The organism is Phyllobacterium calauticae, assembly GCF_019991125.1.
GTDB classification, from domain to species: domain Bacteria; phylum Pseudomonadota; class Alphaproteobacteria; order Rhizobiales; family Rhizobiaceae; genus Phyllobacterium; species Phyllobacterium calauticae.
Genome location: NZ_JAGENB010000003.1, coordinates 399,810 through 425,832 on the forward strand (window position 1 = coordinate 399,810; position 26,023 = coordinate 425,832).

The window sequence follows — 26,023 nt, forward strand, 5'->3', positions numbered from 1 at the left end:
TGTGCATCTTGCCGCAAAGACCGCTATTGAAATTAATGTGTTAGGATCGCCACACCGGAGCATTTCCGGCCACACCGACCGGAAAAAGCTCTAGAAAAGACGGAACTTCTTGTTGGGCCGATCTTCCTCGTCGTCAGCCAGCACGCCCGGGTCATCCGGCACCGGAATGACCAGTTTTTCTTCCGCGTTCTGCACCGCCGCAGGCGCCGTTTCCGCCAGAGACGGCAGGACGGACGCAATGCGTTCATGGGCATGGGGCTCTTCCGGTTTTGCCGCCACGGGCTTCACCGCAGGCTCTGCGGGTACAATTTCCGCGTCCGCAATATCGGCATCCGCTTCAACAACACGTGCCGCCGGTTTTTCGGCAGATACCACCATGGACTTCGCCGGGATCAATGGCTCGGCGGGCTCGCGCCCGGGCGCAGACTGGATGGGTTTGGCTGCCAGCGCACTGTCAAAATCATCGCGCGCATCGATTACCGTTCCCAATTGCTCGACGGGAACCTTCCACTCGAACGCATTCAGCTTGCCGGTGACCGGCGAAGCGGGAGCCCAGCGCTCGGAAACATAGCCGTCAGCGGTCCAGGCGGGATCGCGGGGCGCCTTGACGGCCCGTGACAGCCACTGGCGCACCCGGCCCTGATCGCCCGTCTGCGCCTCCTCGATATCGGCCAGCAGCAGATAGGCACTTTCGCGCGGCGCCGTGCGCAACACGGTCTCGGCAGCCTCGCGCGCTTCCTTCAATTCACCGGCAGCCAGCGCCGCATGGGCTATGGCGAGGTTCGATTCCGCATGGTGCGGATAGAGCGAAGCCAGATGGCGGGCGCGTTTCAGACGATCGAACACGGAATCTCCCAGGCGCGCATGCACATAGGTTTCCGCCACTTCCGGGTGTGGCTGCTTCTTCCACACATGCTCCAGAATTTTCGAGCCCTTGCGCAGATCGGCCTGCTGGAACAGCACCTTTGCCGCGATAATGGCGGCCGGGATCAGATCAGGCGCGAGCTTGTTCGCCTCGATGGCAATGGGTTTCGATCCGACCGGATCACTTTCGAACGTATCGAGCGCCTTGGCGGTCAGGAGAACGGCACGTTCCCGCTTTGCCGTGTCCTTGTCGATCTGCTTGGCGGTTTTCTGCCTCTCCAGCAATTCCAGCGCGCCATCCCAATCGCCATGGGCGGTTTTTTGGCCAAGGGCCGCCGTAGAGGCCCATTCGACGTTGGGTGCCAGAAGCGCTGCCTGTTCGGCATATTGCAGCGACGCATCCCGCGCACCAAGGCGTTGCGCTTCGAGATAAAGCCCGCGCAGGCCGAGCAGCTTGGTCTCCGGATCATCCAGCATCGCCTGGAATTTCGCCCTGGCATCGTCCGAACGGCCTTCCAGCATGGCTGCCTGCGCGTCCAGAAGCTTGATCAGCGGCTCCTGATCGACATTGAGGAGTTTTTCCGCCTGTTTGATCATGCGCCGGGCCGTTTGCCCGTCCCCCGCACCCGCGGCAATCAGACCTGTGGACAGGGATTGATAGCCGCGATCACGCTTGCGGGCCCGGAAATGGCGGCGCAGGGCATAGGGCGAGCCAATAACGCTCTTGATGATCCACCAGACCAGCATGACAGCGGCCACAAGCGCCACGATGGCGGACGCGGCCACCATGAGGCTGACCTTGTGCTGCATCCCGGCAAAGGTGACGACGAGATCGCCGGGCCGGTCGGCGAGCCATGCAAAACCAAACCCCAGCACCAGAACGACGACAAGGAAGGACAGAACTTTGATCATGGTCATCTTCCCTTACTGCGCTGCAGCCGGCGTCTTCATGCCGGTCAATGCATTGGAGAGCGCCTTGGAAACGATCTCGCCTGCCTTCTGACGGGTGCGCATGGCATTGGCGAAATCGGTCGAGACGGCTTTGGCCGATTCGGGCAGCTTGTCCCATTCGGCAATGGCGGCAGGCAGATCACCGCCATTGAGATGCGCCTCTATGCGTGCGGTGATGGCAGCAACGCCTTCACCCTCGACAAGGCCCACGGGGCGCGATTCCACCAGTGCGCTGGCGCTTGCCCATAGCCGGTCGACAATACCCGCATTGGGATCAACCGTTCGCGTCGTCGCAATGATTTTTGTCGCCACGTCGGCGAACTGGCTCGCCAGCATGCTGACAGTCGGAACACCGGCCGAAGCGGCAGTACGCAGCCCCTCGGCGTCAGCCGAGGCCGGCGCGACAGCAAGATATGTGTCGAGTTCCGCCGCAAAGGGCCCGCCCCGGTCGATCGCCGACTTCAGGCCGGTGGCGGCGATGGCCAGTGCCATGGTGTTCTGGCCGGCATTGTCCTGCACTTTCGTTTCCAGCGCATCGAGCCGCGTCTGCAAGGCTGCTGACGTCTGTGCCTCCCCCGCAAGTGCGCCGGCGGCTTGATCCACTTTCTGCTGACTGGCGGTCAGTTGCGTTTCGAGCGATGCGATACGCGCATCGATGGCACCGGTATCAACAGAACCTCCTGTGCCGGCGGCCTTGGTCTGGGCATCCGCCAGGGTTTGCTTCAGAGCTTTTACGTCGGCGGCAATGCCGGACACTTGACCCAAGGCCTGCTTGGCGTTTTCCACGGCGCCGTTCAATGCAACCTGTGCGCCCTCGTCGAGACTGGTCTTCGCCGGAGCGGCGGCGCGCAATTCGGCAATCTGTTGCTGCACGGCTGAAAGGTCGGCTTTGGGCGATGGCAATACGCCAGCCCATTGCAGCGCGGTCGCACCAAGCAATGCCACCACGCCGCCGATGAGTCCGGCCGTCAAACGTCCAAGCGGATCGCCTGTCTTGGGCGCAGCAGCAACAGATGCCGGAGCCGCTGGTGTTGACGCTTCGCCAGATGGCGACCGGCCAAACGACGTGCCCTGTTGTAATGTCTCTTCTGCCATCGCCGTTTCAGCGCTGGCCGCAGAGGCCGCTTTTACCGGCTCGTCTTTCGGCGGCTGTGGCTTGGTATCCATCTTCGGGCTGAAGCCGACCGGCTCCGGTTGCGGTACGCTCACACCGGCCGGGGCACTTTTCACAATATCCGATGGCTCCAGTTCTATCGTCACAGGCTTCCGGGCTGACTTGGAATGACGGGGAACGGATGATTTGGCCATGGACACTCTCTTCAGAACAATTAGGTTGACTGAAACCCCAAGCTAGCAGGGAAGTTCCGCTTCGGAAACGTCATGCAGCGACGAATGCCATTCACCTATCGTCCTGCGTCCCTTCCAGGAGGTCAAACAGCGCATCTTCATCCGGCCTGCGGGCGATCCTGACCGACGGTTTGTTGAAGCCCTTGAGATCATCGGCGATACGCTGAGAAAGGCATAAAAAGAGCGTCTTATCAAAGAGATGCGTCAATCCTGCGGCCTCGGCCAGAGTTGACAGGACGCCTGAGCTCATGCGCGAATACAGCAGACAGCAATCAATATTTCTTGACCCGAGCATTTTGGTCAGAAACTCAGTTGTATAACTGACTGAAATTGTGTCGTAGACCGATATGGAAGAGCAACGGAACCCTGCTTTCGCCACGGCGCGCTCAAAGCCCGGCGACCTGACGTGGCCGGTCAGATAAAGCAGAGAGTCACTTGAACACAGCTCTTCAATGATCGTTTCCGCCAGCGATTCTCCATCGCCATCGCCCGTTGTCACCGTCTCAAAGCCGCGGGCGCGTGCCGCATCCGCGGTTGCCTCACCCACGGTGAAACAGGGCAACTGGAGATAAGGCGCAAGCAGGGCTTCGCTGGCGTGGACCAGCGCATTGGCGCTTGTGGCGACAAACGCATTGAAGGTGCCTTCAGGCACGGCCGGGTTCAGGGGAACAATCTCCGTGAGCGGCAACAGCAGGGGTACATAGCCCTGCACGCGCAGCCGGTCGGCGGTTCTGGTCGCAGCTGGCAGGGGCCGTGTAACCAGAACAGTTTTTTCCATCAGAGCCAATCCGTAAAGAAATGCGCTCCAGCCTTTGCCCTGACGCGGGCGGCCGCATCCCGCCCGATGGCGGCTGCATCCGCCACATCGCCCTCGCCGGCCACTTCATGGGCTTCCGTACCATCCGGCAGCAGGATCATGCCGTGGAAGGTCAGGGTGTTGCCGGAAATCGTCGCAAGACCGGCGATGGGTGTGCGGCACGAACCATCGAGCGTGCCGAGGAAGGCGCGTTCACAGGCCAGCGCCGTCGAGGTTGCAAAATGATTGAGCGGCGCAACCAGTGCGTCAATTCGCGCATCGCCGATTCGGGTTTCCAGCGTGATCGCTCCCTGTCCGGGTGCCGGCGGAAAGCTTGCTACATCCATCAGGGCGGTCGCCACATCGCCAAGACCAAGGCGGCGCAGACCCGCATAGGCCAGGAAAGTGGCATCCACATCACCATCGGCCAGCTTGCGAAGGCGCGTTTCCACATTGCCGCGAAAGTTTACAACCTTCAGATCCGGCCGCGATTTGAGAATCAAGGCTTGGCGCCGCAGCGAGGCGGAACCGACAACCGCACCCGAAGGCAATTCCGTCAGCGTTTTCACGGTACGACCGATGAAGGCATCGCGCGGATCTTCGCGCTCCAGAAAAACCGAGAGATGCAGGCCCTCGGGCAGGAAAGTCGGCATATCCTTGGAGGAGTGCACGGCCAGATCAATGCGGCCATCCGCCAGTTGCTCTTCGATTTCAAGGGTAAACAGCCCCTTGCCGCCAACCTCCGACAGCGGGCGATCCTGAATCCGGTCGCCGCTGGTCGAAATCACCACAATTTCGATGTCGTCTTCGCGCAGACCATGGGCTTTAACCAGCCGATCACACGTCTCACGGGCTTGTGCGAGTGCAAGCGCACTCCCACGTGTACCGATCTTGAGCGTTTTTGTTTGCATTAGTCGCAGTCCGTGTTACGCGAGTTTGAATTATCCGGCCCTAACTAACGGGCTTTTGTGCAACGGGCAATGCGGCGAAGGATGTCAGGGTCATCGATGCGGGTTTTGGGCATAGAAACAAGCTGTGACGAAACGGCTGCTGCGGTCGTTGAGCGCGACCACAAAGGTCACGGACGGATTCTCTCCAATGTGGTTCTGAGCCAGATTGACGACCACGCACCCTATGGCGGCGTCGTGCCGGAGATTGCCGCACGTGCCCATGTGGAAGTGCTCGACCGGCTGATCGGACAGGCGCTGCATGAGGCCCACATGACCCTGGATGAGGTTGATGCGGTGGCAGCAACCGCTGGTCCCGGCCTGATCGGCGGGCTGATCGTCGGCCTCATGACCGGCAAGGCCATTGCCATGGCCGCGCAAAAGCCGTTTTACGCCATCAATCATCTCGAAGGTCATGCCCTGACGCCCCGTCTGACCGACCAGATCGATTTTCCCTATCTGCTTCTCCTTGTTTCCGGCGGCCATACCCAGATGGTGCTGGTCAAGGGCCTCGGCGATTATGAACGGCTTGGCACGACCATCGACGATGCCCTCGGCGAAGCCTTTGACAAAACAGCAAAACTGCTTGGCTTGCCCTATCCCGGCGGTCCCGAAGTGGAAAAGGCGGCGCAATCCGGCGATTCCAGCCGCTTTTCCCTGCCAAGGCCGCTCAAGGGCGAGGAGCGGCTCGACTTCTCCTTCTCCGGCCTGAAGACAGCCGTGCGCCAGCTGGCAACCACGCTGGAACCGCTGTCGCAGACGGATGTGAACGATATCTGCGCCGCGTTTCAGGCTGCCGTTGCCGATACGCTGAATGACCGCGTATCGCGCTCGCTTGCTCGTTTCCGCGCCAGATTTCCTGATGTGAAGGAACCCGCGCTGGTCGTCGCCGGTGGTGTTGCTGCCAACAAGGTCCTGCGGACCTGCCTGCAGGATCTGTGCTCCGGCAACGGCTTCCGCTTCATTGCGCCGCCCATGACGCTGTGCACCGATAATGCGGCGATGATCGCCTGGGCCGGGGTGGAACGGGCCGGGCATATGGCCGCCGATTCGCTCGATATCGCGCCGCGTTCGCGCTGGCCGCTGGACATGCAATCCGCCCCCCTGATCGGCGCCGGACGCCGGGGAGCCAAGGCATGAATCCCAGACATCAGATTGCAGTTCTTGGTGGTGGTGCCTGGGGCACGGCTCTTGGCGCCATGGCGGCGCACAATGGACATGATGTGCGCCTTTACGCCCGCGACGCCGCCAGTGTGCATTCCATCAACACGCTTCACCGCAATGAAACCTACCTGCCGGGCATTGACCTGCCAGCGCCATTGACCGCCAGCACAGACGCAGCGAGCGTTCTTTCGGGCAGCGATTTCATTCTTTGCGTCATTCCGGCGCAGGCCATGGCGGGCGCTCTCGAGGAGTTGAAGCCCCTGATCCCGAGGGCAGTACCGCTGATCATCTGCGCCAAGGGCATTGATCGCAAACGCGGTCTGCTGATGTCCAGTCTGGTCAGGGAAATCATCCCGGATCAGCTGATCGCGGCGCTGTCCGGGCCCAGCTTTGCCAGCGACGTGGCAAGAGGCCTGCCAACCGCCGTGACCGTTGCCGCGGAAAGCCAGGCCGTGGCAGACCGTATTGCGCTGGCCCTCTCAGGCCCAACGTTTCGCTGTTACTCGACGGACGACCTTGTCGGCGTCGAGATCGGCGGCTCCCTGAAGAACGTGCTTGCCATTGCCGCCGGTGCAGCCATTGGCCGGGGTTTTGGCGCCAGCGCACAGGCGGCGCTTGTCACGCGTGGGTTTGTCGAACTGCGGCGGGTGGGTCACGCACTGGGTGCCCGGCCCGAGACGATCATGGGCCTTTCCGGCCTCGGCGATCTGCTGCTCTCCTGCTCGACCTCCCAGTCACGCAACTATTCCTACGGCCTTGCCCTCGGGCGGGGCGATGACCTGACCGGCAGACCGCTGGCGGAAGGCGTGGCGACGGCGGCTATTGCCGCGGAGCTGGTCGCCCGGCACTCTATCGAAGCTCCGATCATCGAAGCGGTTGCGCGCATTCTGGACCGCAGTATTACCATTGACGAGGCGGTCGAAGCCCTGCTTGCAAGACCACTGAAAAACGAAGATTAGAAATCTGATTGTCCGTATCGGAGAAACCGAATGCTCTATGCTCTACTTTGCAACGACAAGCCCGGCCATCTGCAGGTGCGCCTCGATACCCGCGCCGCGCATCTTGACTATCTCAACGGTCTTGGCGACCGCCTGAAATTCGCAGGGCCTTTCCTCGGGGAAGATTCCAAGCCCAACGGCAGTCTGGTTGTGATCGAAGCTTCTGATGTCGCCGGTGCCCGGGAAATCGCCGCAAACGACCCCTATGCCAAGGCTGGTCTGTTTGCATCGGTCGATATCCGCCCATGGAATTGGGCAATCAAGAATCCAGACAGCAAATAGGTTCAAACATGGCATTCTGGCTTTTCAAATCCGAACCCGATGCATGGTCCTGGGAGAAACAGAAGGAAGCGGGCGCCAAGGGCACCGAATGGACCGGCGTGCGCAATTATCTCGCGCGCAACAATATGCGCGCCATGCAGTTGGGCGATAAGGGTTTCTTCTACCATTCCAATGAAGGTCTCGAAGTCGTCGGCATCGTCGAGGTCTGCGCGCTGGTGCATCATGATTCGACCACGGACGATCCCCGCTGGGAGTGCGTTGACATCCGTGCGGTCAGGGACGTGCCGAAACCGGTGACGCTCAAGGACGTCAAGGCAAACCCCACGCTGGAAAAAATGGCCCTCGTCACCTCGATGCGCCTTTCCGTGCAGCCGGTCACTCCGGACGAATGGGAGGAAGTCTGCCGTATGGCCGGGCTTGTTCCCGCGCCCCAATGATTGCCCGTCATGGATGAGCAGGCGCTTGATCCCAACAGCGAACGCTACCGGCGCTTTGTTCGGGCGAACACCACGCTGCAGGCGCCGCCGCATGTGCCGGAGATAAACCTGTATCTGGCCGATGAAGCCCATGATCTCTGGCACAAGACGGAAGAGGAACTGGCGACCATTGGCCTGCCGCCACCCTTCTGGGCGTTTGCCTGGGCTGGCGGCCAGGGCGTTGCACGTTACGTCCTCGATCATCCTGATACGGTGAAGAACAGGACCGTTCTCGATTTCGCTTCCGGTTCCGGTCTTGTCGGCATCGCCGCTGCAATGGCCGGTGCGGCACGTGTCACCTCCTGCGACATCGACCCCTTTACCCGCCCGGCCATCCTTCTCAACGCCGATGCCAACGGCGTCGCGGTCGAAACCCTCATTCACGACCTGATCGATACGGACCATGATTGGGACATCGTCCTGGCCGGCGACGTCTTCTATGAAAAGCCGCTGGCGGAACGGCTCGTCCCATGGTTCACGGCGCTCGCCGCGCGCGGGGCGAGCGTGATTGTCGGCGATCCCGGCCGCTCATATTTCCCGAAAAACCTGCTGGAAGAACTGGCGGTCTATGCGGTGCCGGTCACGCGCATTCTCGAAGATTCGGAAGTGAAACGCACCACTGTCTGGCGATTCCGCCGCTAGCAGGGCTCTAGCGCAAGACCCGGATAACCGTTTCCGGTGACAGAAATGGCAGCAACCGGTCCATATCCAGCCGATTCAGGGCGATGCAGCCTTCCGTATGGGTATAGCCGGGCCGTGCCAGATGAAAGAAAATGGCACTGCCGCCGGAACGCCGCCTTGGCCTGATGTTCCAGTCCATGACGATGCAGACGTCATAGAGATCGTCCTTGCGCCACATGGTTTCATGGCTGGCGTCGTAGGGAATGCGTACCTTGCGATTGTAATTGCGGTCATCACCCACTTCGCACCAGCCGTCGGTGCGGCGCAATGCGCGCAAGTTGAGGCCAGTCGGTGCGATCACCCGTTTGTCGGGGCGTTTGAAGCCATAGAGCAGCCGCATGCGCGCCAATGGCGTTCCCCCGTCGCCCTCGCGTTTGAAGGCGGTGATCCCGCCCTTTCCCAGGGCGCAATGCAAAACCATCTGGCCAGCGATCAATTGCCCGCGGCTGCGGTGGCCGGGTTTGCGGCGAACATCGATCATTTTCAACGCGGTGCGACTCATACTTGCCTCATAAAAAGCATTTTTATGTCAGACTGATGCGCCGCATAAGCAATATCAAGCCAGTCCTCTTTCTTTCCGGAACAATTCGACTTAAATTCCAACCACTTCTTTGCACGGGCGGGAAACCATATGACAGCACGCACCATTCTTATCGTCGATGATGATACTGATCTTCGCGCCATCCTGGTCGAGCAGCTGAGCCTCTATGAAGAGTTCCAGATCATCGAGGAAGACAATGCGACCAAGGGTATCCAGTCCGCGCGCAATGGCGTCGTTGATCTCCTGATCATGGATGTGGGCCTTCCCGACATGGACGGGCGGGAAGCGGTCAAGCTTCTGCGCAAAGGCGGGTTCAAGGCACCCGTGATCATGCTCACGGGCCACGACACTGATTCGGATACGATTCTCGGCCTCGAATCAGGCGCCAACGACTATGTCACCAAGCCATTCCGCTTTGCCGTGCTGCTGGCACGCATCCGCGCGCAATTGCGCCAGCACGAACAGAGCGAGGACGCGACCTTCGTTGTCGGCCCGTACACTTTCAAACCCGGCCAGAAAATGCTGATCGACGCCAAGGGCGGCAAGATCAGGCTGACGGAAAAAGAAGTCGCGATTATCAAGTATCTTTACCGTGCCGGCGGCAAGGTCATCACCCGTGATGTGCTGCTGGAAGAGGTCTGGGGCTACAATTCCGGTGTGACGACCCACACGCTGGAGACCCACGTCTACCGGTTACGACAAAAAATCGAGCACGACCCGTCGAATTCAAGCATACTTGTTACCGAAAGCGGGGGATACAAACTCATTCCTTGATGCCGATCAGGTCAATCTAGGTATATGTCTGTTCTTACATGGCAATTGAAGATGATATTCGCATTCTGGAAACAGTGGGACTGTTCGGGACATTCACCCGCGACCAGTTGCGTCTGCTTGCCTTTGGGACAGAGCGCCTCGTCCTGAGGGAAGGCCGCGAACTCTACCGCGAAGGCCAGTCCGCCGATTGCGCCTATGTGATCGATCGAGGAACCATTTCGCTGTTCCGCGAAGGCCAGTCGGGGCGTGTCGTGCTCAAGAGTGTGGGCGCCGGCGCGGTTCTCGGCGAAATGGCGATCATCGCCCAGACAAAACGCCTCACCAGCGCCATGGCGGACACGGAAACCGAAGTCATCCGTCTCAATCGCTCGCTGTTCCGGCGTATTCTTGAGGAGTACCCGGAAATTGCCGCCGCGCTCCATACCCAGATTTCCGCAGACCTGAGCGAGATGATCGCGGCAATCAGCAGATATGAGCATCTGTTCGGCAGCCAGTAACGGCTCAAGCGATCCTTAATCCAGATTGAACCGGGCAATGACCGGCACATGATCGGACGGACGATCCCAGCCGCGCGCTTCGCGCAGGACGGTGATGCTGGCAAGATCATTTTCCAGATCCGGTGACCCCCAGATGTGATCGAGACGGCGACCGCGATCAGCCGCGGCCCAATCAGCGGCGCGGTAGCTCCACCACGTATAGATCTTTTCGTGCGGCGGAATGTAATGGCGCATCAGATCGCTCCAGCCGCCGTTCTTGCGCAGGGCCTCAAAGGTTTCCGTCTCGATTGGCGTATGGCTGACCACTTTCAGCAGCTGCTTGTGCGACCACACGTCGGTTTCGAGCGGCGCAATGTTCAGATCACCGACGAGCAACGAGGCATGGCCATCACCATAAACGGCATTCATCGCCTTCATTTCTTCGAGAAAGCCGAGCTTGTGCGCGAATTTCGGATTGATGACCGGATCCGGCTCGTCACCGCCCGCAGGCACGTAGAAATTATGGATGCGTAGCCGCTTCGCTCCGGCCGTGACAATCGTGCTCAGATGACGGCAATCGGCAATGTTGCAGAAACCCACCCGCGCCGGCTCCGACAACGGCCGCCGTGAGAGCGTGGCAACGCCGTGATATCCCTTCTGGCCGCTGATCTCGATATGTTCATAGCCGGCCATATGGAAGGCCTCACGCGGGAAGAGATCATCGGGACATTTCGTCTCCTGCAGACACAGGACATCCGGCTGGTAATCCCGCAGGAATTGCAGGACCAGATCAAGACGCAGGCGCACGGAATTGATGTTCCAGGTGGCAACGGAGAAAGGCATGGGGGAGGGATCTCGCGACAGAATGGATTGACGCGAGACTAGACCATCTCTGCTGCGATTGAAAATCGAAAGGCCGCTCGTCCACACGCGATTGGTGCAACGATGCGGCCCTGGGAACGATGAATGCGGTCAGCGCTTCATGGCGATGCGCGTGTAGTCGATTGTGAACATGTCCTTGGCGAACTTCACGTCCTTGCGGACATTGGTGATCATAACCGTCGTATCAAGGCCCTGCGCATCGGTGATCGTCCACTGGCGCAGTTCATAGGTCTTCGGATCGAACATCATCTTGATGGTCGAGTTGCCGAAGACAGATTTGTCACCGAGGACGATCGTGGTCATGTCGGGCTCTTCCTTCACGGATTTCACCCGATCGCCGGTCAGGTCGATCTGGTCGGCGAGGAGCAGCTTCAACGGTGTCTTCGACAGGGGATAGAGATCCCACGTGTCGAGCTTGCGGTTGTTGATCACGACGGATTCACCATCGGAAATGACACGGATCGGCGATGGCTTGTTGTAGGTGAAGCGAATCTTGCCTGGACGCTCGATATAGAACGTGCCTTCGGTTTGCTCACCGCGCGGACCGAACTGAACAAAGTCACCGGTCATCGTCTTCACGCTGGAAAACTGGTTGGCGATCTGCTGTGCGCCATTGATGGCGGCAGGTGCCGCCTGAGCGTTTGCCTGTCCGGAAATGCCAGCCGCGCCAAGAAGCAGCCCCATGCCAACCACGGAAGCCGCAGCACATGTCCGGGCAAAGGTGCCAATCGTGCGAAACGAAGCTTTGGTCGTTGTCATGGTGTTATGTCTCCTGTCTTATTCTCTTGCTGTATACCCGGTCAGTTTGACCTGACTATGGCCGAGAAACGGCGGGAAACCGCAACTTGTTCCTCAAATTCGTGACGCATCGGCATAAACACCGGTTACGTAACGCTGGATCATGCTGTTATGTAGTCATTCATTGCGCCCGTTACAGGACGCGCAGGCGAAAATGCTACGTAACGGCGCTTAAAAATCATCGTCCTGTGTCGGCACGAGAATGTCGCGCTTGCCCGCATGGTTGGCAGGGCCGACGATGCCCTCCTGCTCCATGCGCTCGATGATCGAGGCTGCTCTGTTATAACCGATGCCGAGGCGGCGCTGGATGTAACTGGTGGACGCCTTCTTGTCGCGCAGCACCACGGCAACAGCCTGATCGTAAGGATCATCCGAATCTTCAAGATTGGATGTCCCGGCCGGGCCACCGCCCATATCGTCTTCGTCGTCCTCTTCCGTGATCGCATCGAGATATTCGGGGACACCCTGCAGTTTCAGATGATTGACGATCTTTTCTACTTCGTCGTCACCGACAAACGGTCCGTGCACCCGCTGGATACGCCCGCCGCCCGCCATGTAGAGCATGTCGCCCATGCCGAGCAGTTGTTCCCCGCCCTGCTCACCCAGAATGGTGCGCGAATCGATCTTGGATGTGACCTGGAAGGAAATGCGGGTCGGAAAGTTCGCCTTGATCGTGCCGGTAATGACGTCGACCGACGGACGCTGTGTCGCCATGATCACGTGAATACCGGCAGCACGCGCCATTTGCGCCAGACGCTGGACAGCGCCTTCGATGTCCTTGCCGGCCACCATCATCAGATCGGCCATTTCGTCGATGATCACGACGATATAGGGCATGGGCTGCAGATCCAGCTCTTCGGTCTCGTAGACCGCCTCGCCCGTTGCCCGGTCGAAGCCGGTCTGCACGGTCCGGGCAATCCGCTCGCCCTTCTTCTGCGCCTGTTCAACCCGCTGGTTGAAGCCGTCGATGTTGCGCACGCCGACCTTGGACATCTTGCGGTAGCGGTCTTCCATCTCCTTGACGGTCCATTTCAGCGCTACGACGGCCTTCTTCGGATCGGTCACGACGGGCGTGAGCAGATGCGGAATGCCGTCATAGATCGACAGTTCCAGCATCTTCGGATCGATCATGATCAGCCGGCACTGTTCCGGGGTCATGCGGTAAAGCAGCGACAGGATCATGGTGTTGATGGCAACGGATTTACCCGAGCCGGTGGTACCGGCAACGAGCAGATGCGGCATCTTCGCCAGATCGGCGATGACGGCCTCGCCATTGATGGTCTTGCCCAGCGCCAGCGCCAGCTTGGTCTTGGTCTGCTCAAAATCGCGGCTGGCCAGCAATTCCCGCAGAAAAACCATTTCGCGGGTCTGGTTTGGCAGTTCGATACCGATGGCATTACGGCCCGGCACGACGGCAACACGCGCTGCAATGGCACTCATCGAGCGGGCAATGTCATCGGCCAGCGTGATGACACGCGACGACTTGATGCCCGGAGCCGGTTCCAGCTCATACAGCGTTACGACAGGACCCGGGCGCACATGGATGATTTCACCCCTGACGCCAAAATCTTCAAGCACGCCTTCCAGCAGCCGCGCATTCTGCTCAAGCGCTTCCTTCGAAAGGCTCGGGTTGCGGACCACGTTCTTCGGTTCGCTGAGGAAATGCAGCGGCGGCATTTCAAATTCGTCGGATTTGATCAGGGATGTCTGGGCTTCGCGCTGCACGCGCGCGCCGGTCCGAGGGGCCGGGGCTGGGGTGGCGATCCGCGCCTTGCCGCCGGGTATTGCTGTCGGGCGCGCGGGCGCTGCCTGCGGCGCCCAATCATCCACTTCATCGTCTTCGCTGAAAGCGATCGGATCGTAGTCATCGGGTTCGTGGCCGAAACCATCATTGCCGATGTCGATTGACGGCGCCTCAATGCGCGGCGCTTCGTCATAGAAACCTGGCTCGCGGCGTGCCCCGTTCTGCCGTGCAGTCGGGGCATCGGCGAAGAGATCGTCGTCATTGTGCCGTGCCGCCGCACTGCGCGCACTGCTGTAAAGCCCGGCGCTGCGCCCGAACAGACGGCGGAAGAGCGCCTTGATGCTGAGGAACCAGTGGGTCAGTGCGCCGAGCGCCAGCCAGCGGCCGCCTTCGCTTTCCTCGTCATCCTCGTCCTCTTCGTCAAAGTCCTCTTCCTGCGCCACGTGACGGCCGGACTTCTTGGCGACGACCGGTTCGCTGTCGCGATAGGTCAGACCGCTGGCAAAGCCGAAAACCCACAGCGTCGGCAAAGCGAGAACGGCGACCAGGATCATGGCCAGACCGCCGCGCGGGAATGTTCCGGTGAAGATTGCCGGTATTTTGAGAACCATGTCGCCAAAAACACCGCCCAGCCCGATCGGCATCGGCCAGCTTGCGGGGATGGTGAAGCAGCCGGCAATGGCCGCCGCCATCAGCGATGCGCCGAACCAGGCAATCGCCCGCCGCGGCAAACGGTCGACGCCACGGCCGGTCAGCATCAGACCACCCCAGAACAGGGCCGGCATGAGCGCGACAACCGTCGAAAGGCCGAAGAACTGCATGCCGAGGTCGGCAAAGACCGCGCCGGCATAGCCAAGGGCATTGCGAACCGGATTGGAAGTGGCGTGGCTGAAGCTCGGATCGATCACGTTCCAGGTCGCAAGGCTGCCAATGGCAAAGGCAACGAAGCAAAACAGCGCCAATCCCCAGACAATCTGGATCTGTCTGCGGAAAAGGGTCGTCAACCCGTGCCGGTTTTCTTCGATCGCATAGGAGGCTGAATATCCTTGACGCATGAAATCTCGCCCTAAGTAAACGCACGCACGGCGGTCGTGAGTAACCGCAGATTCGATTCCCACGTTACGGCGCGGATGGTTAAGGGGGCATTAACCATGGCGAGCCCGAGCGAAATTACATTGGCGGAGTTGCCGTCCCGGGTTCGACAAGCTGGCCTGCCGCAACAAAAAAGGCCCGGAAAACCGGGCCCTTTTCAGTTCCTGTCAAAAGCCGTCCATTAATTGTGGTAGGCCGCTTCACCGTGGGAGGTGAGGTCGAGACCGATGGATTCGGCTTCAGCGGTCGGACGCAGGCCAACAACGACATCGACGATCTTGTAGAGGATCAGCGAACCGATGCCGCTCCAGACCAGCGTGACGAGCACGGCCTTGATCTGCACGAACACCTGCGCGCCCATGGTGACGCCTTCCGCATAACCGACGCCGCCAAGCGCCGTGCTGGTGAGGAAGCCGGTGCCGATGGCGCCGATGATACCGCCAATACCATGCACACCGAAGACATCGAGGCTGTCGTCATAGCCGAGCTTCGGCTTCACCACGGCCACCATGTAGTAGCAGATGATGCTGGCAATGGCGCCAAGGAAGATAGCGCCAACCGGACCGATGGTTCCGGCAGCAGGCGTTACTGCAACCAGACCGGCAACAACGCCGGATGCGGCACCCAGCATCGAAGCCGTCTTGCGGGCGAGTGCTTCGATCACAACCCATGCAATGATCGCACCGGCCGTTGCCGTGAAGGTGTTGATCATCGCCAGCGTCGCGATGCCGTTGGCCTCGAGAGCCGAACCGGCGTTGAAGCCGAACCAGCCGACCCACAGGATCGAGGCACCGATCATGGTGAGCGGCATGGAGTGCGGCGCCATCATGTCACGGCCAAGACCGGCACGCTTGCCGATGACGAGAGCACCGACGAGACCAGCAATACCGGCATTGATGTGAACGACGGTGCCGCCGGCAAAATCAAGCGCGCCCCAGCCATAGATCAGGCCATTGGAATCCCAGACCATATGGGCGATCGGGAAGTAGACGAACGTGACCCAGAGGATGACAAACAGGATCGTTGCCGAGAATTTGATGCGTTCGGCAAAAGCACCGATGATCAGTGCCGGCGTAATGGCGGCAAAGGTCATCTGGAAGCAGATGAACACATACTCGGGAATACCAACGCCTTTGGTAAAGGTTGCCGCAACCGAAGCCGGCGTCACGCCGGAAAGGAAAACCTTGCCAAGACCGCCCCAGTAAGGGCTGGTGCCGCCGCCGAAGGCGAAGGAGTAACCGTAGAAAACCCAGATGATCATGACGACGGCAGCAATGCCGGTGCACTGCATCAGAACGGAAAGCACGTTCTTGGCACGGACGAGACCGCCGTAGAACAGCGCAAGGCCCGGAACGATCATGAACAGGACGAGGACGCTGGAGATCATCATCCAGGCGGTATCCCCTTTGTTGACAGTCGGCGCAGCGGCTGCGGCGGCATCCGCTACCGCAGGCGCCGCTTCCTGAGCGAGTGCGGCCAGCGAACCGAATGCGGTCAGCGCCAGCGAACCCAGAAGGGTACTGCGCACCGCGGATGTCAGACTGGTTGGAATTTTCATTATTTTCTCCTTAAACCCCAAATGACTCAAAGCGCATCGGTGTCAGTTTCGCCCGTACGGATACGGACGGCCTGATCAATGCTGAGAACGAAAATCTTCCCGTCACCGATCTGGCCGGTTTTGGCGGCCGTGGTGATGGCTTCAACGGCGGTGTCGACGAGCTCTGACGCGACAGCCACTTCCACTTTCAGTTTGGGAAGAAAGCTGACGGCATATTCCGCGCCACGATAAATCTCGGTGTGTCCTTTCTGGCGGCCATAACCCTTCACCTCGGTGACGGTCAGGCCCTGGATGCCGACAGCGGTAAGTGCTTCGCGCACTTCGTCCAGCTTGAACGGCTTGATGATGGCCATCACAATTTTCATTGACTATACCCCTGCGCTAGCGCGGCACCCCTCAGGTGGAATTACCTGAACGGCAGCAACCCGCGTTGAACCCATCCCCTAAGCCTTGATGGCCCTTGGCGACTGGTGAGGAGTATTCAAGTTCCGTGCCAGACTCGAAAAATAATACTAAGGCATTGATTATATATGGATATTTTTATCAGTTCGGCAGTGCACAATACATTATCCGGCAACGTGCCTAAAAATTAGGCATTTCAATCTGCGTGGTCGATTTTCACTCGGCCGGATGCACACGAATTAGGCCTTCCTGAGCCGTCGAGGCAATCAGAGTGCCATCGCGGCTGTACAAGGCGCCTCGATTGAAGCCACGGGCACCGGCAGCGCTCGGGCTGTCTGCCGTATAAAGCAGCCAATCGTCGAAATTGAAGGGGCGGTGGAACCACATGGCGTGATCCAGGCTTGCGACCTGCAAATCTTTATCGAAAATCGAGCGGCCATGGGCATAGAGCGAGGTATCCAGCAATGTCATATCCGAGAGATAGGCCAGAACCGCCGCCCGCAGAGCGCGGTCATCTGGAACCGGGCCCGTTGTCCTGATCCAGACGTTCTGCTCCGGCGGCAGCTTTTCCCGCGTGAAGTAATGGGTCAGGGACAGCGGCTTCATCTCGATGGGACGGTCCTGCTCCCAATATTTGCGCACATTGGCTGGCGCATTCTGCAGATACTGCTCCTTGAGGTCCTTGTCGCTCATCAGCTTTTCCGGCGCGAGAACATCGAGGGGTATCGGCTTTTGGTGCTCAAGTCCTTTTTCCTCGATCTGGAATGACGCCTCCAGCGAAAAAATCGCATGCCCGTGCTGGATCGCCACCACGCGCCGGGTGGTGAAACTCGCGCCGTCGCGGATGCGATCCACCTCGTAGATGATCGGCACTTTCGGATCGCCCGCACGCATGAAATAGCTGTGCAGGGAGTGGACGTGACGCTCGGGATCGACCGTGCGCTGCGCCGCCACCAAAGCCTGGCCGATGACCTGACCGCCAAACACCCGCTGCCAGCCGACCTGCGGGCTGCGACCTCGAAACAGGTTGTGTTCAAGTGTCTCAAGGTCGAGTATGGACAAAAGCTCTTTCATGGCATCAGACATGACGGGCGCGACTCCTGTTCGTACGGTCGGCATAATAGTGCCTGAATCCGCTTGCAACAGGAACAGGTGAACAAGTCAAGCGCCACGTCGGCGCAAGAGCAAAGGGAAACCGGAGGCAATCATGGCTGAAAGAACCCGTACACATACATCAGAAGTCCCTGGCAGCACCGATATCGTGATTGCGGGCGCCGGTTATGTCGGCATGGCGACCGCCGTTGCACTGAAATCGTCTGCGCCGCACCTGGCTGTCACGGTGATCGACGCGGCACCAGCTGGTGTCTGGCGCAAAGACACCCGCGCCTCGGCCATTGCCGCCGCTGCGAGCCGCATGCTCGACCGGCTCGGCTGCTGGGAGGAAATCCTGCCGAAGGCACAACCGATCAACGAGATGATCGTCACGGATTCGCGCACCTCCGATCCGGTCCGCCCGGTCTTCCTGACCTTCAATGGCGAAGTCGAGCCTGGTGAACCCTTCGCCCATATGGTGGAAAACCGCGACCTCAACGCCGCCTTGCGTTCGAAAGCCGAACAGATCGGCGTCACCTTTGTCGAGGGGACACCCGTCCATGGTTTTGACAATGGCGACGTGCACCTCACCGTGCGTTACGGCGATGACAAGATGCTGCGCACGCGCCTGCTGCTGGCGGCCGACGGCGTCAAATCGCGGCTGCGCGATATGGCGGGTATCAAAACCGTGAACTGGGAATACGGCCAGTCGGGTATCGTCTGCACGGTCGCCCATGCACGGCCGCACAACGGTCGCGCGGAAGAGCATTTTCTCCCCGCGGGCCCGTTTGCCATTCTGCCGCTCAGCGGCAACCGCTCCTCGCTTGTCTGGACCGAGCGCACTGCGGACGCGGAGCGGTTGATCAGGGAAGATGATTTCGTGTTCGAAGCCGAGCTCGAACAGCGTTTTGGCCTGAAACTGGGAGAATTGCGGGTCGAAGGACCGCGCAAGGCCTTCCCGCTTGGCCTGACGCTGGCGCGTGATTTCGTCAAACCGCGCTTTGCGCTCATCGGCGATGCGGCCCATGGCATCCATCCCATTGCCGGTCAGGGCCTCAATCTTGGCTTCAAGGACGCGGCGGCGATCGCCGAGACCATTGTCGATGCCGACCGCCTCGGTCTCGACATCGGCTCCATCGCGGTGCTCGAGCGCTACCAGACATGGCGCCGGTTCGACACGGTGCAGATGGGCGTGACCACCGACGTCCTCAACCGTTTGTTCTCCAACGACAATGTGCCGGTGCGCGCCCTGCGCGACTTCGGACTGGGCCTTGTCGAGCGCATGCCGCGGCTCAAAGGATTTTTCATCCGTCAAGCCGCGGGATTGTCGACCACATCGCCGAAGCTGCTTCAGGGTCAACCGATCTGAAGCAGCTTTCCCCGCTCAGAGCGGGCGGGGATAGGTGCGATGGATAGCCTGGATTTCACCAAGGACGTCCGGTGTCAGCGTCACATCCGCAGCGCCGATATCGGTCTTCAGCTGTTCAAGCGATGTTGCACCAATGATGACCGACGTGACGAACGGTCGGCTCAATGCAAAGGCAATCGCGAGTTGCGCAACATCAAGACCGTGCTTCCGCGCAAGCGCAATATAGGCCCTGACGGCCGGATCGGCATGCACGTTGTTCCGCCAAAGATCCTGCAGCGCACCGCGGGTTCCCGCCGGCACCTTTCCATCCAGATATTTGCCGGTAAGGACACCTGAGGCCAGGGATGAATAGGCAAGGAGCCCGACGTCTTCATGGTGGCTGACTTCCGCCAGATCCAGGTCGAATGCCCGCTGCAAGAGGCTGTATTCATTCTGAACCGAGACAACACGCGGCAGGTCGTTGCGCTCAGCAAGCTTCAACCATTGCGCAATTCCCCAGGCCGTTTCATTGGAGAGGCCGATATGGCGGATCTTGCCCGCCTTCACCATGTCACCAAGGCCATCGAGCGCTTCCTCGATCTGTTGAACCACCTCGGCCCGGTTCTGCTGATGCGGCGCATATTCCCAGCCGTTGCCAAAGTGATAATGCCCGCGAACCGGCCAATGCACCTGGTAAAGGTCGATATAGTCCGTCTGCAGACGTTTCAGACTACCTTCGACCGCTTCCGCGATGGTGGTCTTGCTCATCAGACTGCCGCCGCGAATCCAGCTGTTGCGTCCGCCGCCGGCAATTTTCGTTGCCAGCACAAAGCGGTCGCGCTTGCCGGTCTTCTCAAACCAATTGCCGATATAGGTTTCGGTCTTGCCATAGGTTTCGGCGGTCGGCGGAACCGCATAAATCTCGGCCGTATCCATGAAATTGATTCCGGCTTCCAGCGCATGATCGATCTGCGCATGGGCATCCGCTTCGGTGTTCTGCACGCCCCAGGTCATGGTACCAAGGCAAATTTCCGTGACGTCAATATCCGTCCGGCCAAGCTTTTTCAGTTTCACGGGGATTTTCCTGTTTTGAATTCACGAATGTTCGATTTCGAAGCCGAGCTTCTGCTGCAGCTTTCGGACACACTGGCCGCAGCAAGGGAGGTTTGAGCGGCGCCAGTGGACATCGCCACCATAGCAATCAAATCCCGCTTTTCCATATCGTTTCGCAGACAGCACGACAAAACGATCAATTCTGGCAAATTCCGCCGCCAAGCCTATGATGCGGAACTGCTGCAACCCTGCGGCGTTACGGACAGGGTGCAAGCAGCCTTAACCAACCAATCAACCGAGGGAGAGTATTCAATGGACAGACAGGCAACTGCAATCTGGAAGGGCGCCTTGAAAGACGGTGGTGGTACCCTTGATACGCAAAGCGGCGCACTGAAGGGGCTTCCCTATAATTTCAAGGCCCGTTTCGAGGACGCAAGCGGCACAGCGGGTACCAATCCGGAGGAACTTCTCGCCGCCGCCCACGCCGGTTGCTTCGCCATGCAGCTTTCGCATTTCCTGGCTGAAAACGGCACACCGGCCACGAAACTTGATGCCAAGGCAACCGTCAGCATCAACCCGGCCGCAGGTGGCGGTTTCGAAATCACCAAAAGCGCCATCACGCTCATTGGCGATGTGCCCGGTATCGACGCCGCGACCTTTTCAAAACTTGCTGAGCAGGCAAAGGCGTCCTGCCCGTTGTCAAAGGCACTCGGCGCCATTCAGGTCACACTCGACGCAAAGCTGGCCTGAGCAACACGTCAAACGTACCAAACAAAACGGGCGCTCGAAGCGCCCGTTTTTATGCAATCATCTTGCGTGACCAATCGCCTAGACCCGGCGTTCGACCATCATCTTCTTGATCTCGGCGATTGCCTTGGCGGGGTTCAATCCCTTCGGGCAGGTCTGCGCGCAATTCATGATCGTATGGCAGCGATAAAGCCGGAAGGGATCTTCCAGATTGTCGAGGCGCTCACCCGTTGCCTCGTCGCGGCTGTCGATTAGCCAGCGATAGGCCTGCAGCAGAACCGCCGGTCCGAGATAGCGATCGCCATTCCACCAATAGCTCGGGCAGGAGGTCGAGCAGCAGGCGCACAGGATGCACTCGTAGAGACCATCAAGCTTGGCGCGATCATCGTGACTTTGCAGCCATTCCTTTGCCGGTTCCGGCGAAACCGTCTTGAGCCAAGGCTCGATGGAACGGTGCTGGGCATAGAAGTTCGACAGGTCCGGCACCAGGTCCTTGACCACGGGAAGATGCGGCAAGGGATAGATTTTGACCGCGCCCTTGATCTCGTCCATGCCCTTGGTGCAGGCGAGCGTGTTGGTTCCGTCAATGTTCATCGCGCAGGAACCGCAAATGCCTTCACGGCAGGAGCGGCGCAGTGTCAGCGTCGGATCGATCTTGTTCTTGATCCACAACAGGCCATCGAGAACCATCGGTCCGCAATCGTCGAGATCGACGTAATAGGTATCGATCCGCGGATTCTCGCCATCATCAGGCGACCAGCGATAGATGCGGTATTCCCGAAGATTGTTGGCACCCTGCGGGCGGTCCCAGGTCTTGCCGGGACGCATCTTCGAGTTCTTGGGAAGTGCAAGTTCAACCATGATGCTCTGATCCCTTAGTACACACGCGCTTTCGGCGCGATCTTGGCGAGGCTGATGCCGCCGTCCTCTTCCTTGACCAGCGGGTCAAGATGAACCGGACGGTAGTCAAGCTTGACCTCACCTTCGGGCGAGAGCCAGGCAAGGCTGTGCTTGCGCCAGTTGATGTCGTCACGGTTGGGGAAATCCTCATGGGCGTGGGCGCCGCGGCTTTCCTTGCGCGCTTCGGCGGCAACCACCGTGGTCAGCGCGTTGGCCATCAGGTTTTCCAGCTCCAGTGTTTCCACCAGGTCGGAATTCCAGATCATCGAGCGGTCCGTGACCTTGATGTCCGGCAGTTCGCTCCAGATTTTCTCCATGCGCTCGACACCTGACTTCAGCGATTCCGACGTGCGGAACACAGCAGCGTCCTCCTGCATTGTCTTCTGCATCTTTTCACGCAGGACCGCTGTCGGCGTGCTGCCATTGGCATGGCGCAGGCGGTCGAAGCGCTCCATGATCTTCTCAACCGATGCCTCGTTGATCGTCGGGATCTTGGCATTGCGATCGATAACCTGACCGGCACGAATGGCAGCCGCCCGGCCGAAGACCACCAGATCGATCAGCGAGTTCGAACCAAGCCGGTTGGCGCCATGCACCGAAGCACAGCCCGCTTCACCGACAGCCATCAGGCCCGGCTGGATGCGGTCCGGATTATCCTTGGTCGGATTGAGCGCTTCACCCCAGTAGTTGGTTGGAATGCCGCCCATGTTGTAGTGAACCGTCGGCAGAACCGGAATCGGTTCCTTGGTCAGATCCACACCGGCAAAAATCTTGGCCGATTCGGAAATACCCGGCAGACGCTCGTGCAGCACGGCCGGATCGAGATGGTCGAGATGCAGGAAGATGTGATCCTTGTTCTTGCCAACACCGCGGCCTTCGCGGATTTCCAGGGTCATGCAGCGCGAAACCACGTCGCGTGACGCCAGATCCTTGGCTGATGGCGCATAGCGCTCCATGAAGCGCTCGCCCTCGGAATTGACGAGATAGCCGCCTTCGCCGCGTGCGCCTTCGGTAATCAGGCAGCCGGCACCGTAAATGCCGGTTGGATGGAACTGAACGAATTCCATATCCTGCAGGGGCAGACCGGCGCGCGCCACCATGCCGCCACCGTCACCGGTACAGGTATGGGCTGACGTTGCCGAGAAGTAGGACCGGCCGTAGCCGCCCGTTGCCAGCACCACCATCTTGGCGGCAAAACGATGGATCGTGCCGTCATCGAGGTTCCAGGCGATGACACCGGTGATCGTGCCATCCGCATCCTGGATGAGATCCAGCGCAAAATATTCGATGAAGAACTGCGCATTGTGGCGCAGGCTCTGGCCATACAGCGTATGCAGGATCGCATGGCCGGTACGGTCAGCTGCCGCGCAGGTGCGCTGCACGGGCGGACCATCGCCATAGTTCATCATGTGGCCGCCGAAGGGCCGCTGGTAAATCTTGCCCGCTTCGGTGCGCGAGAACGGCACGCCGTAATGCTCAAGCTCATAGACCGCAGCCGGTGCTTCACGCGCGAGATATTCCATGGCGTCCGTATCACCGAGCCAGTCCGACCCCTTGACGGTGTCGTACATGTGCCACTGCCACGAGTCGGGGCCCATATTGCTCAGGGAAGCAGCGATACCACCCTGTGCCGCAACGGTGTGCGAGCGGGTCGGGAAAACCTTGGTGATGCAGGCTGTCTTCAAGCCTTGCTCGGCCATACCCAGCGTCGCGCGCAGACCGGCGCCGCCGGCGCCCACCACAACCACATCGAATTTGTGGTCAACGAATGTATAGGCCTTGCCGTCTTTGCCGGCGGTCCCGTTCTTGTCTGTAGTTGCCAAGATTAGCCTCCGAAGCTCAGCTTGATGATCGCAAAGACGCAGGCAACGCCCACCACAAGGGTGAAAAACGTATTGAGCATCAGACAGGCGATCTTCTTGCCTTCGCTGGTTACGTAGTCTTCGATGATGACCTGCATGCCGAGGCGCATATGATAGAGACCCGAAATGATCACCATCAACAGCACCAGCCCGGTCAGCGGGTGGGAAAGAGCAGCCCGGGTTTCCGCATAGCTTGCGCGATGCAGGTAAATGATCAGGCCGATGAAAAACAGCATAAGCGGCACGTTGGCAACGGCTGTCAGCCGCTGGCGCCAGAAATGCTCGGTCCCTTCGTGTGCGGAACCCAGTCCGCGGACTTTCTTGAGCGGTGTACGCATTTCACTCATTGTCCCGCCTCCTTTACAAAACCGTGAACGCCGCGATCCAGATCAGGATCGTCAACGCGATGGAGAGAACGAGTGAGGCGATGGCCATCTTCGTGGTGGTGTTCTTGTCGAGTCCGCGGCCGGTATCCCAGATGAGATGGCGAATACCGCCGATCATGTGATGAACAAGCGCCCAGGTGTAGCCGAGCAGGACGAGAAGACCGATCCACGAACCGAACACCCAGCTGACAACGTTGAACTGGCTCTCGCTGGTCGCGGTCGCGATCAACCACCAGGCAACCAGCAGCGTGCCGAAATACAGCGCGCCGCCGGTGATGCGGTGAACGATGGACATGACCATGGTGGGAATTGGTTTGTAGATTTGCAAATGCGGCGACAGCGGCCGGTTTGCATGCAGGTTTGTCTTGCTCATAGCGTCCCCAATGATAAGCGCCGCGCCATTTGAACCTTGATTGACGGGCAGGGCCGAAAGGCTGGATAGAGGCAAATTTAGAAGGGTTTTAGTCCCGTTTTTGCACTGCGTCAAAGGCCCATTCACCCCCCTCATGCGGCGAATTGGCAACAAACGCAAGTCCATAAGGTTTCTTTAGAAAATTCAATCGTTTAAAGCGCCACAGAGAGCCCCAAAGGCCCGTATTTCACGTCAAATCGGCAATCAATTTTATTTGAGTGAGTCTGTCCGGTTTAACCGGTTTCAGCGTGTCGCGCCCCTCAATTGTGCAACGCGAACGGGACATTCCGAGTCGTTCCCAGGATGTCCCGCGCATCTTCAGGGCGCTGGGGCAGGCCCGTTCTACTGATTGCCAAAACGGATGATGAAACTGGTCCAGTCGGCAGGCGCCGCAATCTGTTCGTACAGTTTGCGGCCATCTTCCGGCAGACGCGGCGCATTGAGTGACAGTTTTGTCCAGCCGCGTTCTTCCGCCTTGTCGGCGAGAACATCGATCAGCGCTTTGGCGATACCCTTACCGCGATGGTCATGATGCACATAGATATGATCCACCTGCCCGGCACGCATGCCGGAGACAGGCTCGGGCAGATCATAGAAAATCACAAAGCCCACCAGATGGCCGTCGAGTCGCGCTCCGGCGATCTCCGCGGCACGGTCCCGCAACAGGTTTTCCGCGTAGTAATCGTCCGGGCGGCGGGGTGCGCCGCGCTTCAGCGCCTGGGCATAGCTGGCCAGAAGAGGTGCGAACTCGTGGGCATCGTTCAGATGCAGCAGAGAAATGTCGACGGCGTGTTCATCCGGGCTCTTTGTCGTCATGGTCGCATCATCCCTTTCACTCCGGCAGCACTTCCGGCTGCCTCGCTGTGATGAGGATTGGTTGATTGCGCACCGCACGTCAACCGGCGGACCGCAGCAAAAATCGATTCAAAGGCGTTTTGACGGATGACAAGCGTTAATAAAAGGTTAATGCTTGGACTGCTGCAGCCCATTCAACCAAGGAGCTTGTCCATGTTCGCCTTCCGCAAACACACGGCCGCGCTTTTGTTGTCGGGCCTGACTGTTGTCGCAGCCACGCACAGCGCTGCTGCCTACGACATCAACCTGCGTGATGCCTATGGCGACGAATATGGCAACATCATCGTGCAGGACCCCAATGGACCGAAGATGATCTTTGTCGGCGCGACAGCCGCCAAATCGGACAGGCTCGCCCGCGAACTCCGCAAGAAGGTTGCCGTCTACAAGCGGGCCAAGGGACCGGCGATCATCTCTCCACCCGGCGATCCCTATGTCGTGGGGGTTATTCCGCCACCCAACACACGCTGTGATGGCCCGATTGTCGTGCGCGGTCGCGGCTACATGTATGGTATCAACCGTGGCGAAACGCCCATTCTCGGGCTTCCAGGCTGCCAATAGCCCACATTTGATTTGCCTCGCTGGTCCGCGCCCTGTA

General features: G+C 59.5%; 27 protein-coding genes. 10 read left to right on the top strand and 17 right to left on the bottom strand.

Features of this window, described 5'->3' with window-relative positions:
- Positions 1-90: 90 nt before the first annotated feature.
- The 4 genes from J1W56_RS13805 to hemC all read right to left on the bottom strand — a co-directional run bounded on the left by J1W56_RS13805 (position 91) and on the right by hemC (position 4,869).
- Positions 91-1,782: a heme biosynthesis protein HemY gene (locus J1W56_RS13805; protein ID WP_223613850.1), complete on the bottom strand. Its 1,692-nt coding sequence runs from the start codon at positions 1,780-1,782 to the stop codon at positions 91-93.
- Positions 1,783-1,788: 6 nt separating this feature from the next.
- Positions 1,789-3,123 (bottom strand): COG4223 family protein, encoded by a 1,335-nt coding sequence (locus J1W56_RS13810; RefSeq protein WP_223613851.1) that lies wholly within the window; start codon positions 3,121-3,123, stop codon positions 1,789-1,791.
- Positions 3,124-3,214: 91 nt separating this feature from the next.
- On the bottom strand, positions 3,215-3,940 hold the full coding sequence (locus J1W56_RS13815) for a uroporphyrinogen-III synthase (RefSeq protein ID WP_223613852.1): 726 nt from the start codon (positions 3,938-3,940) through the stop codon (positions 3,215-3,217).
- Complete coding sequence (gene hemC, locus J1W56_RS13820) at positions 3,940-4,869, bottom strand: hydroxymethylbilane synthase (protein WP_223613853.1); 930 nt, start codon at positions 4,867-4,869, stop codon at positions 3,940-3,942. Before hemC ends, J1W56_RS13815 begins: the two co-directional genes overlap by 1 nt.
- Before the next feature lie 96 nt (positions 4,870-4,965).
- Between hemC and tsaD the strand changes: the two genes are divergently transcribed.
- From tsaD to J1W56_RS13845, 5 genes are read left to right on the top strand one after another with little or no spacing between them, the layout of a single operon-like run.
- Entirely contained in the window at positions 4,966-6,045 is a 1,080-nt protein-coding gene (gene tsaD / locus J1W56_RS13825; protein ID WP_223613854.1) for a tRNA (adenosine(37)-N6)-threonylcarbamoyltransferase complex transferase subunit TsaD, read from the top strand.
- Positions 6,042-7,028, top strand: a complete 987-nt coding sequence (locus tag J1W56_RS13830) for an NAD(P)H-dependent glycerol-3-phosphate dehydrogenase (protein WP_223613855.1) — start codon at positions 6,042-6,044, stop codon at positions 7,026-7,028. Before tsaD ends, J1W56_RS13830 begins: the two co-directional genes overlap by 4 nt.
- A 30-nt stretch (positions 7,029-7,058) precedes the next feature.
- A complete protein-coding gene (locus J1W56_RS13835; protein ID WP_223613856.1) occupies positions 7,059-7,349 on the top strand; it encodes a YciI-like protein in 291 nt (96 codons plus the stop codon).
- 8 nt (positions 7,350-7,357) lie between these two features.
- A complete protein-coding gene (locus tag J1W56_RS13840) occupies positions 7,358-7,786 on the top strand; it encodes an EVE domain-containing protein (protein ID WP_223613857.1) in 429 nt (142 codons plus the stop codon).
- 9 nt (positions 7,787-7,795) lie between these two features.
- Entirely contained in the window at positions 7,796-8,467 is a 672-nt protein-coding gene (locus tag J1W56_RS13845; RefSeq protein WP_223613858.1) for a class I SAM-dependent methyltransferase, read from the top strand.
- A 7-nt stretch (positions 8,468-8,474) separates the two neighbouring features.
- On the opposite strand, the gene J1W56_RS13850 is transcribed toward J1W56_RS13845, so the two are convergent.
- Positions 8,475-9,008, bottom strand: a complete 534-nt coding sequence (locus tag J1W56_RS13850; protein WP_223613859.1) for a L,D-transpeptidase family protein — start codon at positions 9,006-9,008, stop codon at positions 8,475-8,477.
- A gap of 129 nt (positions 9,009-9,137) precedes the next feature.
- Between J1W56_RS13850 and J1W56_RS13855 the strand changes: the two genes are divergently transcribed.
- Positions 9,138-9,821 (top strand): response regulator transcription factor, encoded by a 684-nt coding sequence (locus J1W56_RS13855; protein ID WP_091879514.1) that lies wholly within the window; start codon positions 9,138-9,140, stop codon positions 9,819-9,821.
- Positions 9,822-9,859: 38 nt separating this feature from the next.
- Positions 9,860-10,318 carry a cyclic nucleotide-binding domain-containing protein gene (locus J1W56_RS13860; protein WP_223613860.1) on the top strand — a complete coding sequence of 153 codons (459 nt, stop codon included), beginning with the start codon at positions 9,860-9,862 and terminating at the stop codon, positions 10,316-10,318.
- A 15-nt stretch (positions 10,319-10,333) separates the two neighbouring features.
- Here J1W56_RS13860 and J1W56_RS13865 read toward each other — a convergent pair whose 3' ends face one another.
- From J1W56_RS13865 to tesB, 6 genes are all read right to left on the bottom strand, one after another.
- Positions 10,334-11,140 carry an exodeoxyribonuclease III gene (locus J1W56_RS13865; RefSeq protein ID WP_223613861.1) on the bottom strand — a complete coding sequence of 269 codons (807 nt, stop codon included), beginning with the start codon at positions 11,138-11,140 and terminating at the stop codon, positions 10,334-10,336.
- A gap of 129 nt (positions 11,141-11,269) precedes the next feature.
- The gene (locus J1W56_RS13870; protein WP_223613862.1) at positions 11,270-11,938 is read right to left on the bottom strand and encodes an outer membrane lipoprotein carrier protein LolA; all 669 of its coding nucleotides are present in this window, start codon (positions 11,936-11,938) and stop codon (positions 11,270-11,272) included.
- Positions 11,939-12,148: 210 nt separating this feature from the next.
- Entirely contained in the window at positions 12,149-14,776 is a 2,628-nt protein-coding gene (locus tag J1W56_RS13875) for a DNA translocase FtsK (protein ID WP_223613863.1), read from the bottom strand.
- A 218-nt stretch (positions 14,777-14,994) separates the two neighbouring features.
- Positions 14,995-16,371 carry an ammonium transporter gene (locus J1W56_RS13880; protein WP_223613864.1) on the bottom strand — a complete coding sequence of 459 codons (1,377 nt, stop codon included), beginning with the start codon at positions 16,369-16,371 and terminating at the stop codon, positions 14,995-14,997.
- A gap of 26 nt (positions 16,372-16,397) precedes the next feature.
- Entirely contained in the window at positions 16,398-16,736 is a 339-nt protein-coding gene (locus J1W56_RS13885) for a P-II family nitrogen regulator (protein WP_105734234.1), read from the bottom strand.
- A 253-nt stretch (positions 16,737-16,989) separates the two neighbouring features.
- A complete protein-coding gene (gene tesB, locus J1W56_RS13890) occupies positions 16,990-17,859 on the bottom strand; it encodes an acyl-CoA thioesterase II (RefSeq protein ID WP_223613865.1) in 870 nt (289 codons plus the stop codon).
- 121 nt (positions 17,860-17,980) lie between these two features.
- On the opposite strand from tesB, the gene J1W56_RS13895 reads away from it, so the two are divergent.
- Positions 17,981-19,234: a ubiquinone biosynthesis hydroxylase gene (locus J1W56_RS13895; RefSeq protein ID WP_223613866.1), complete on the top strand. Its 1,254-nt coding sequence runs from the start codon at positions 17,981-17,983 to the stop codon at positions 19,232-19,234.
- Between the two features lie 15 nt (positions 19,235-19,249).
- Here J1W56_RS13895 and J1W56_RS13900 read toward each other — a convergent pair whose 3' ends face one another.
- Positions 19,250-20,287, bottom strand: coding sequence for an aldo/keto reductase (locus J1W56_RS13900; protein WP_223613867.1), 1,038 nt, complete (start codon positions 20,285-20,287; stop codon positions 19,250-19,252).
- A 291-nt stretch (positions 20,288-20,578) separates the two neighbouring features.
- Here J1W56_RS13900 and J1W56_RS13905 point away from each other — a divergent pair, with 291 nt between their 5' ends.
- A complete protein-coding gene (locus tag J1W56_RS13905) occupies positions 20,579-21,016 on the top strand; it encodes an OsmC family protein (RefSeq protein WP_223613868.1) in 438 nt (145 codons plus the stop codon).
- Positions 21,017-21,094: 78 nt separating this feature from the next.
- Here the strand turns inward: J1W56_RS13905 and J1W56_RS13910 are convergent, their stop codons facing one another.
- From J1W56_RS13910 to J1W56_RS13930, 5 genes are all read right to left on the bottom strand, one after another.
- Positions 21,095-21,874, bottom strand: coding sequence for a succinate dehydrogenase iron-sulfur subunit (locus tag J1W56_RS13910; RefSeq protein WP_105734229.1), 780 nt, complete (start codon positions 21,872-21,874; stop codon positions 21,095-21,097).
- 14 nt (positions 21,875-21,888) lie between these two features.
- Positions 21,889-23,736: a succinate dehydrogenase flavoprotein subunit gene (gene sdhA / locus J1W56_RS13915; protein ID WP_223613869.1), complete on the bottom strand. Its 1,848-nt coding sequence runs from the start codon at positions 23,734-23,736 to the stop codon at positions 21,889-21,891.
- Positions 23,737-23,738: 2 nt separating this feature from the next.
- Complete coding sequence (gene sdhD / locus J1W56_RS13920) at positions 23,739-24,122, bottom strand: succinate dehydrogenase, hydrophobic membrane anchor protein (protein WP_223613870.1); 384 nt, start codon at positions 24,120-24,122, stop codon at positions 23,739-23,741.
- 13 nt (positions 24,123-24,135) lie between these two features.
- The gene (gene sdhC / locus J1W56_RS13925; RefSeq protein WP_223613871.1) at positions 24,136-24,534 is read right to left on the bottom strand and encodes a succinate dehydrogenase, cytochrome b556 subunit; all 399 of its coding nucleotides are present in this window, start codon (positions 24,532-24,534) and stop codon (positions 24,136-24,138) included.
- Positions 24,535-24,915: 381 nt separating this feature from the next.
- Positions 24,916-25,389 (bottom strand): GNAT family N-acetyltransferase, encoded by a 474-nt coding sequence (locus J1W56_RS13930; protein ID WP_105734225.1) that lies wholly within the window; start codon positions 25,387-25,389, stop codon positions 24,916-24,918.
- Positions 25,390-25,581: 192 nt separating this feature from the next.
- On the opposite strand from J1W56_RS13930, the gene J1W56_RS13935 reads away from it, so the two are divergent.
- Complete coding sequence (locus J1W56_RS13935) at positions 25,582-25,986, top strand: hypothetical protein (RefSeq protein ID WP_223613872.1); 405 nt, start codon at positions 25,582-25,584, stop codon at positions 25,984-25,986.
- The last annotated feature ends 37 nt before the right edge of the window (positions 25,987-26,023 follow it).

Bases quoted from the DNA above. Each gene is read 5' to 3' on its own strand.
- J1W56_RS13805 (WP_223613850.1), bottom strand. From the start codon at position 1,782: ATGACCATGATCAAAGTTCTGTCCTTCCTTGTCGTCGTTCTGGTGCTG.
- J1W56_RS13815 (WP_223613852.1), bottom strand. From the start codon at position 3,940: ATGGAAAAAACTGTTCTGGTTACACGGCCCCTGCCAGCTGCGACCAGA.
- J1W56_RS13850 (WP_223613859.1), bottom strand. From the start codon at position 9,008: ATGAGTCGCACCGCGTTGAAAATGATCGATGTTCGCCGCAAACCCGGC.
- J1W56_RS13810 (WP_223613851.1), bottom strand. From the start codon at position 3,123: ATGGCCAAATCATCCGTTCCCCGTCATTCCAAGTCAGCCCGGAAGCCT.
- J1W56_RS13930 (WP_105734225.1), bottom strand. From the start codon at position 25,389: ATGACGACAAAGAGCCCGGATGAACACGCCGTCGACATTTCTCTGCTG.
- J1W56_RS13905 (WP_223613868.1), top strand. From the start codon at position 20,579: ATGGACAGACAGGCAACTGCAATCTGGAAGGGCGCCTTGAAAGACGGT.
- J1W56_RS13875 (WP_223613863.1), bottom strand. From the start codon at position 14,776: ATGCGTCAAGGATATTCAGCCTCCTATGCGATCGAAGAAAACCGGCAC.
- tesB (WP_223613865.1), bottom strand. From the start codon at position 17,859: ATGTCTGATGCCATGAAAGAGCTTTTGTCCATACTCGACCTTGAGACA.
- tsaD (WP_223613854.1), top strand. From the start codon at position 4,966: ATGCGGGTTTTGGGCATAGAAACAAGCTGTGACGAAACGGCTGCTGCG.
- J1W56_RS13935 (WP_223613872.1), top strand. From the start codon at position 25,582: ATGTTCGCCTTCCGCAAACACACGGCCGCGCTTTTGTTGTCGGGCCTG.
- J1W56_RS13880 (WP_223613864.1), bottom strand. From the start codon at position 16,371: ATGAAAATTCCAACCAGTCTGACATCCGCGGTGCGCAGTACCCTTCTG.
- sdhD (WP_223613870.1), bottom strand. From the start codon at position 24,122: ATGAGTGAAATGCGTACACCGCTCAAGAAAGTCCGCGGACTGGGTTCC.
- J1W56_RS13840 (WP_223613857.1), top strand. From the start codon at position 7,358: ATGGCATTCTGGCTTTTCAAATCCGAACCCGATGCATGGTCCTGGGAG.
- J1W56_RS13845 (WP_223613858.1), top strand. From the start codon at position 7,796: ATGGATGAGCAGGCGCTTGATCCCAACAGCGAACGCTACCGGCGCTTT.
- J1W56_RS13830 (WP_223613855.1), top strand. From the start codon at position 6,042: ATGAATCCCAGACATCAGATTGCAGTTCTTGGTGGTGGTGCCTGGGGC.
- hemC (WP_223613853.1), bottom strand. From the start codon at position 4,869: ATGCAAACAAAAACGCTCAAGATCGGTACACGTGGGAGTGCGCTTGCA.
- J1W56_RS13865 (WP_223613861.1), bottom strand. From the start codon at position 11,140: ATGCCTTTCTCCGTTGCCACCTGGAACATCAATTCCGTGCGCCTGCGT.
- J1W56_RS13910 (WP_105734229.1), bottom strand. From the start codon at position 21,874: ATGGTTGAACTTGCACTTCCCAAGAACTCGAAGATGCGTCCCGGCAAG.
- sdhC (WP_223613871.1), bottom strand. From the start codon at position 24,534: ATGAGCAAGACAAACCTGCATGCAAACCGGCCGCTGTCGCCGCATTTG.
- J1W56_RS13855 (WP_091879514.1), top strand. From the start codon at position 9,138: ATGACAGCACGCACCATTCTTATCGTCGATGATGATACTGATCTTCGC.
- J1W56_RS13835 (WP_223613856.1), top strand. From the start codon at position 7,059: ATGCTCTATGCTCTACTTTGCAACGACAAGCCCGGCCATCTGCAGGTG.
- J1W56_RS13895 (WP_223613866.1), top strand. From the start codon at position 17,981: ATGGCTGAAAGAACCCGTACACATACATCAGAAGTCCCTGGCAGCACC.
- J1W56_RS13885 (WP_105734234.1), bottom strand. From the start codon at position 16,736: ATGAAAATTGTGATGGCCATCATCAAGCCGTTCAAGCTGGACGAAGTG.
- J1W56_RS13870 (WP_223613862.1), bottom strand. From the start codon at position 11,938: ATGACAACGACCAAAGCTTCGTTTCGCACGATTGGCACCTTTGCCCGG.
- J1W56_RS13860 (WP_223613860.1), top strand. From the start codon at position 9,860: ATGGCAATTGAAGATGATATTCGCATTCTGGAAACAGTGGGACTGTTC.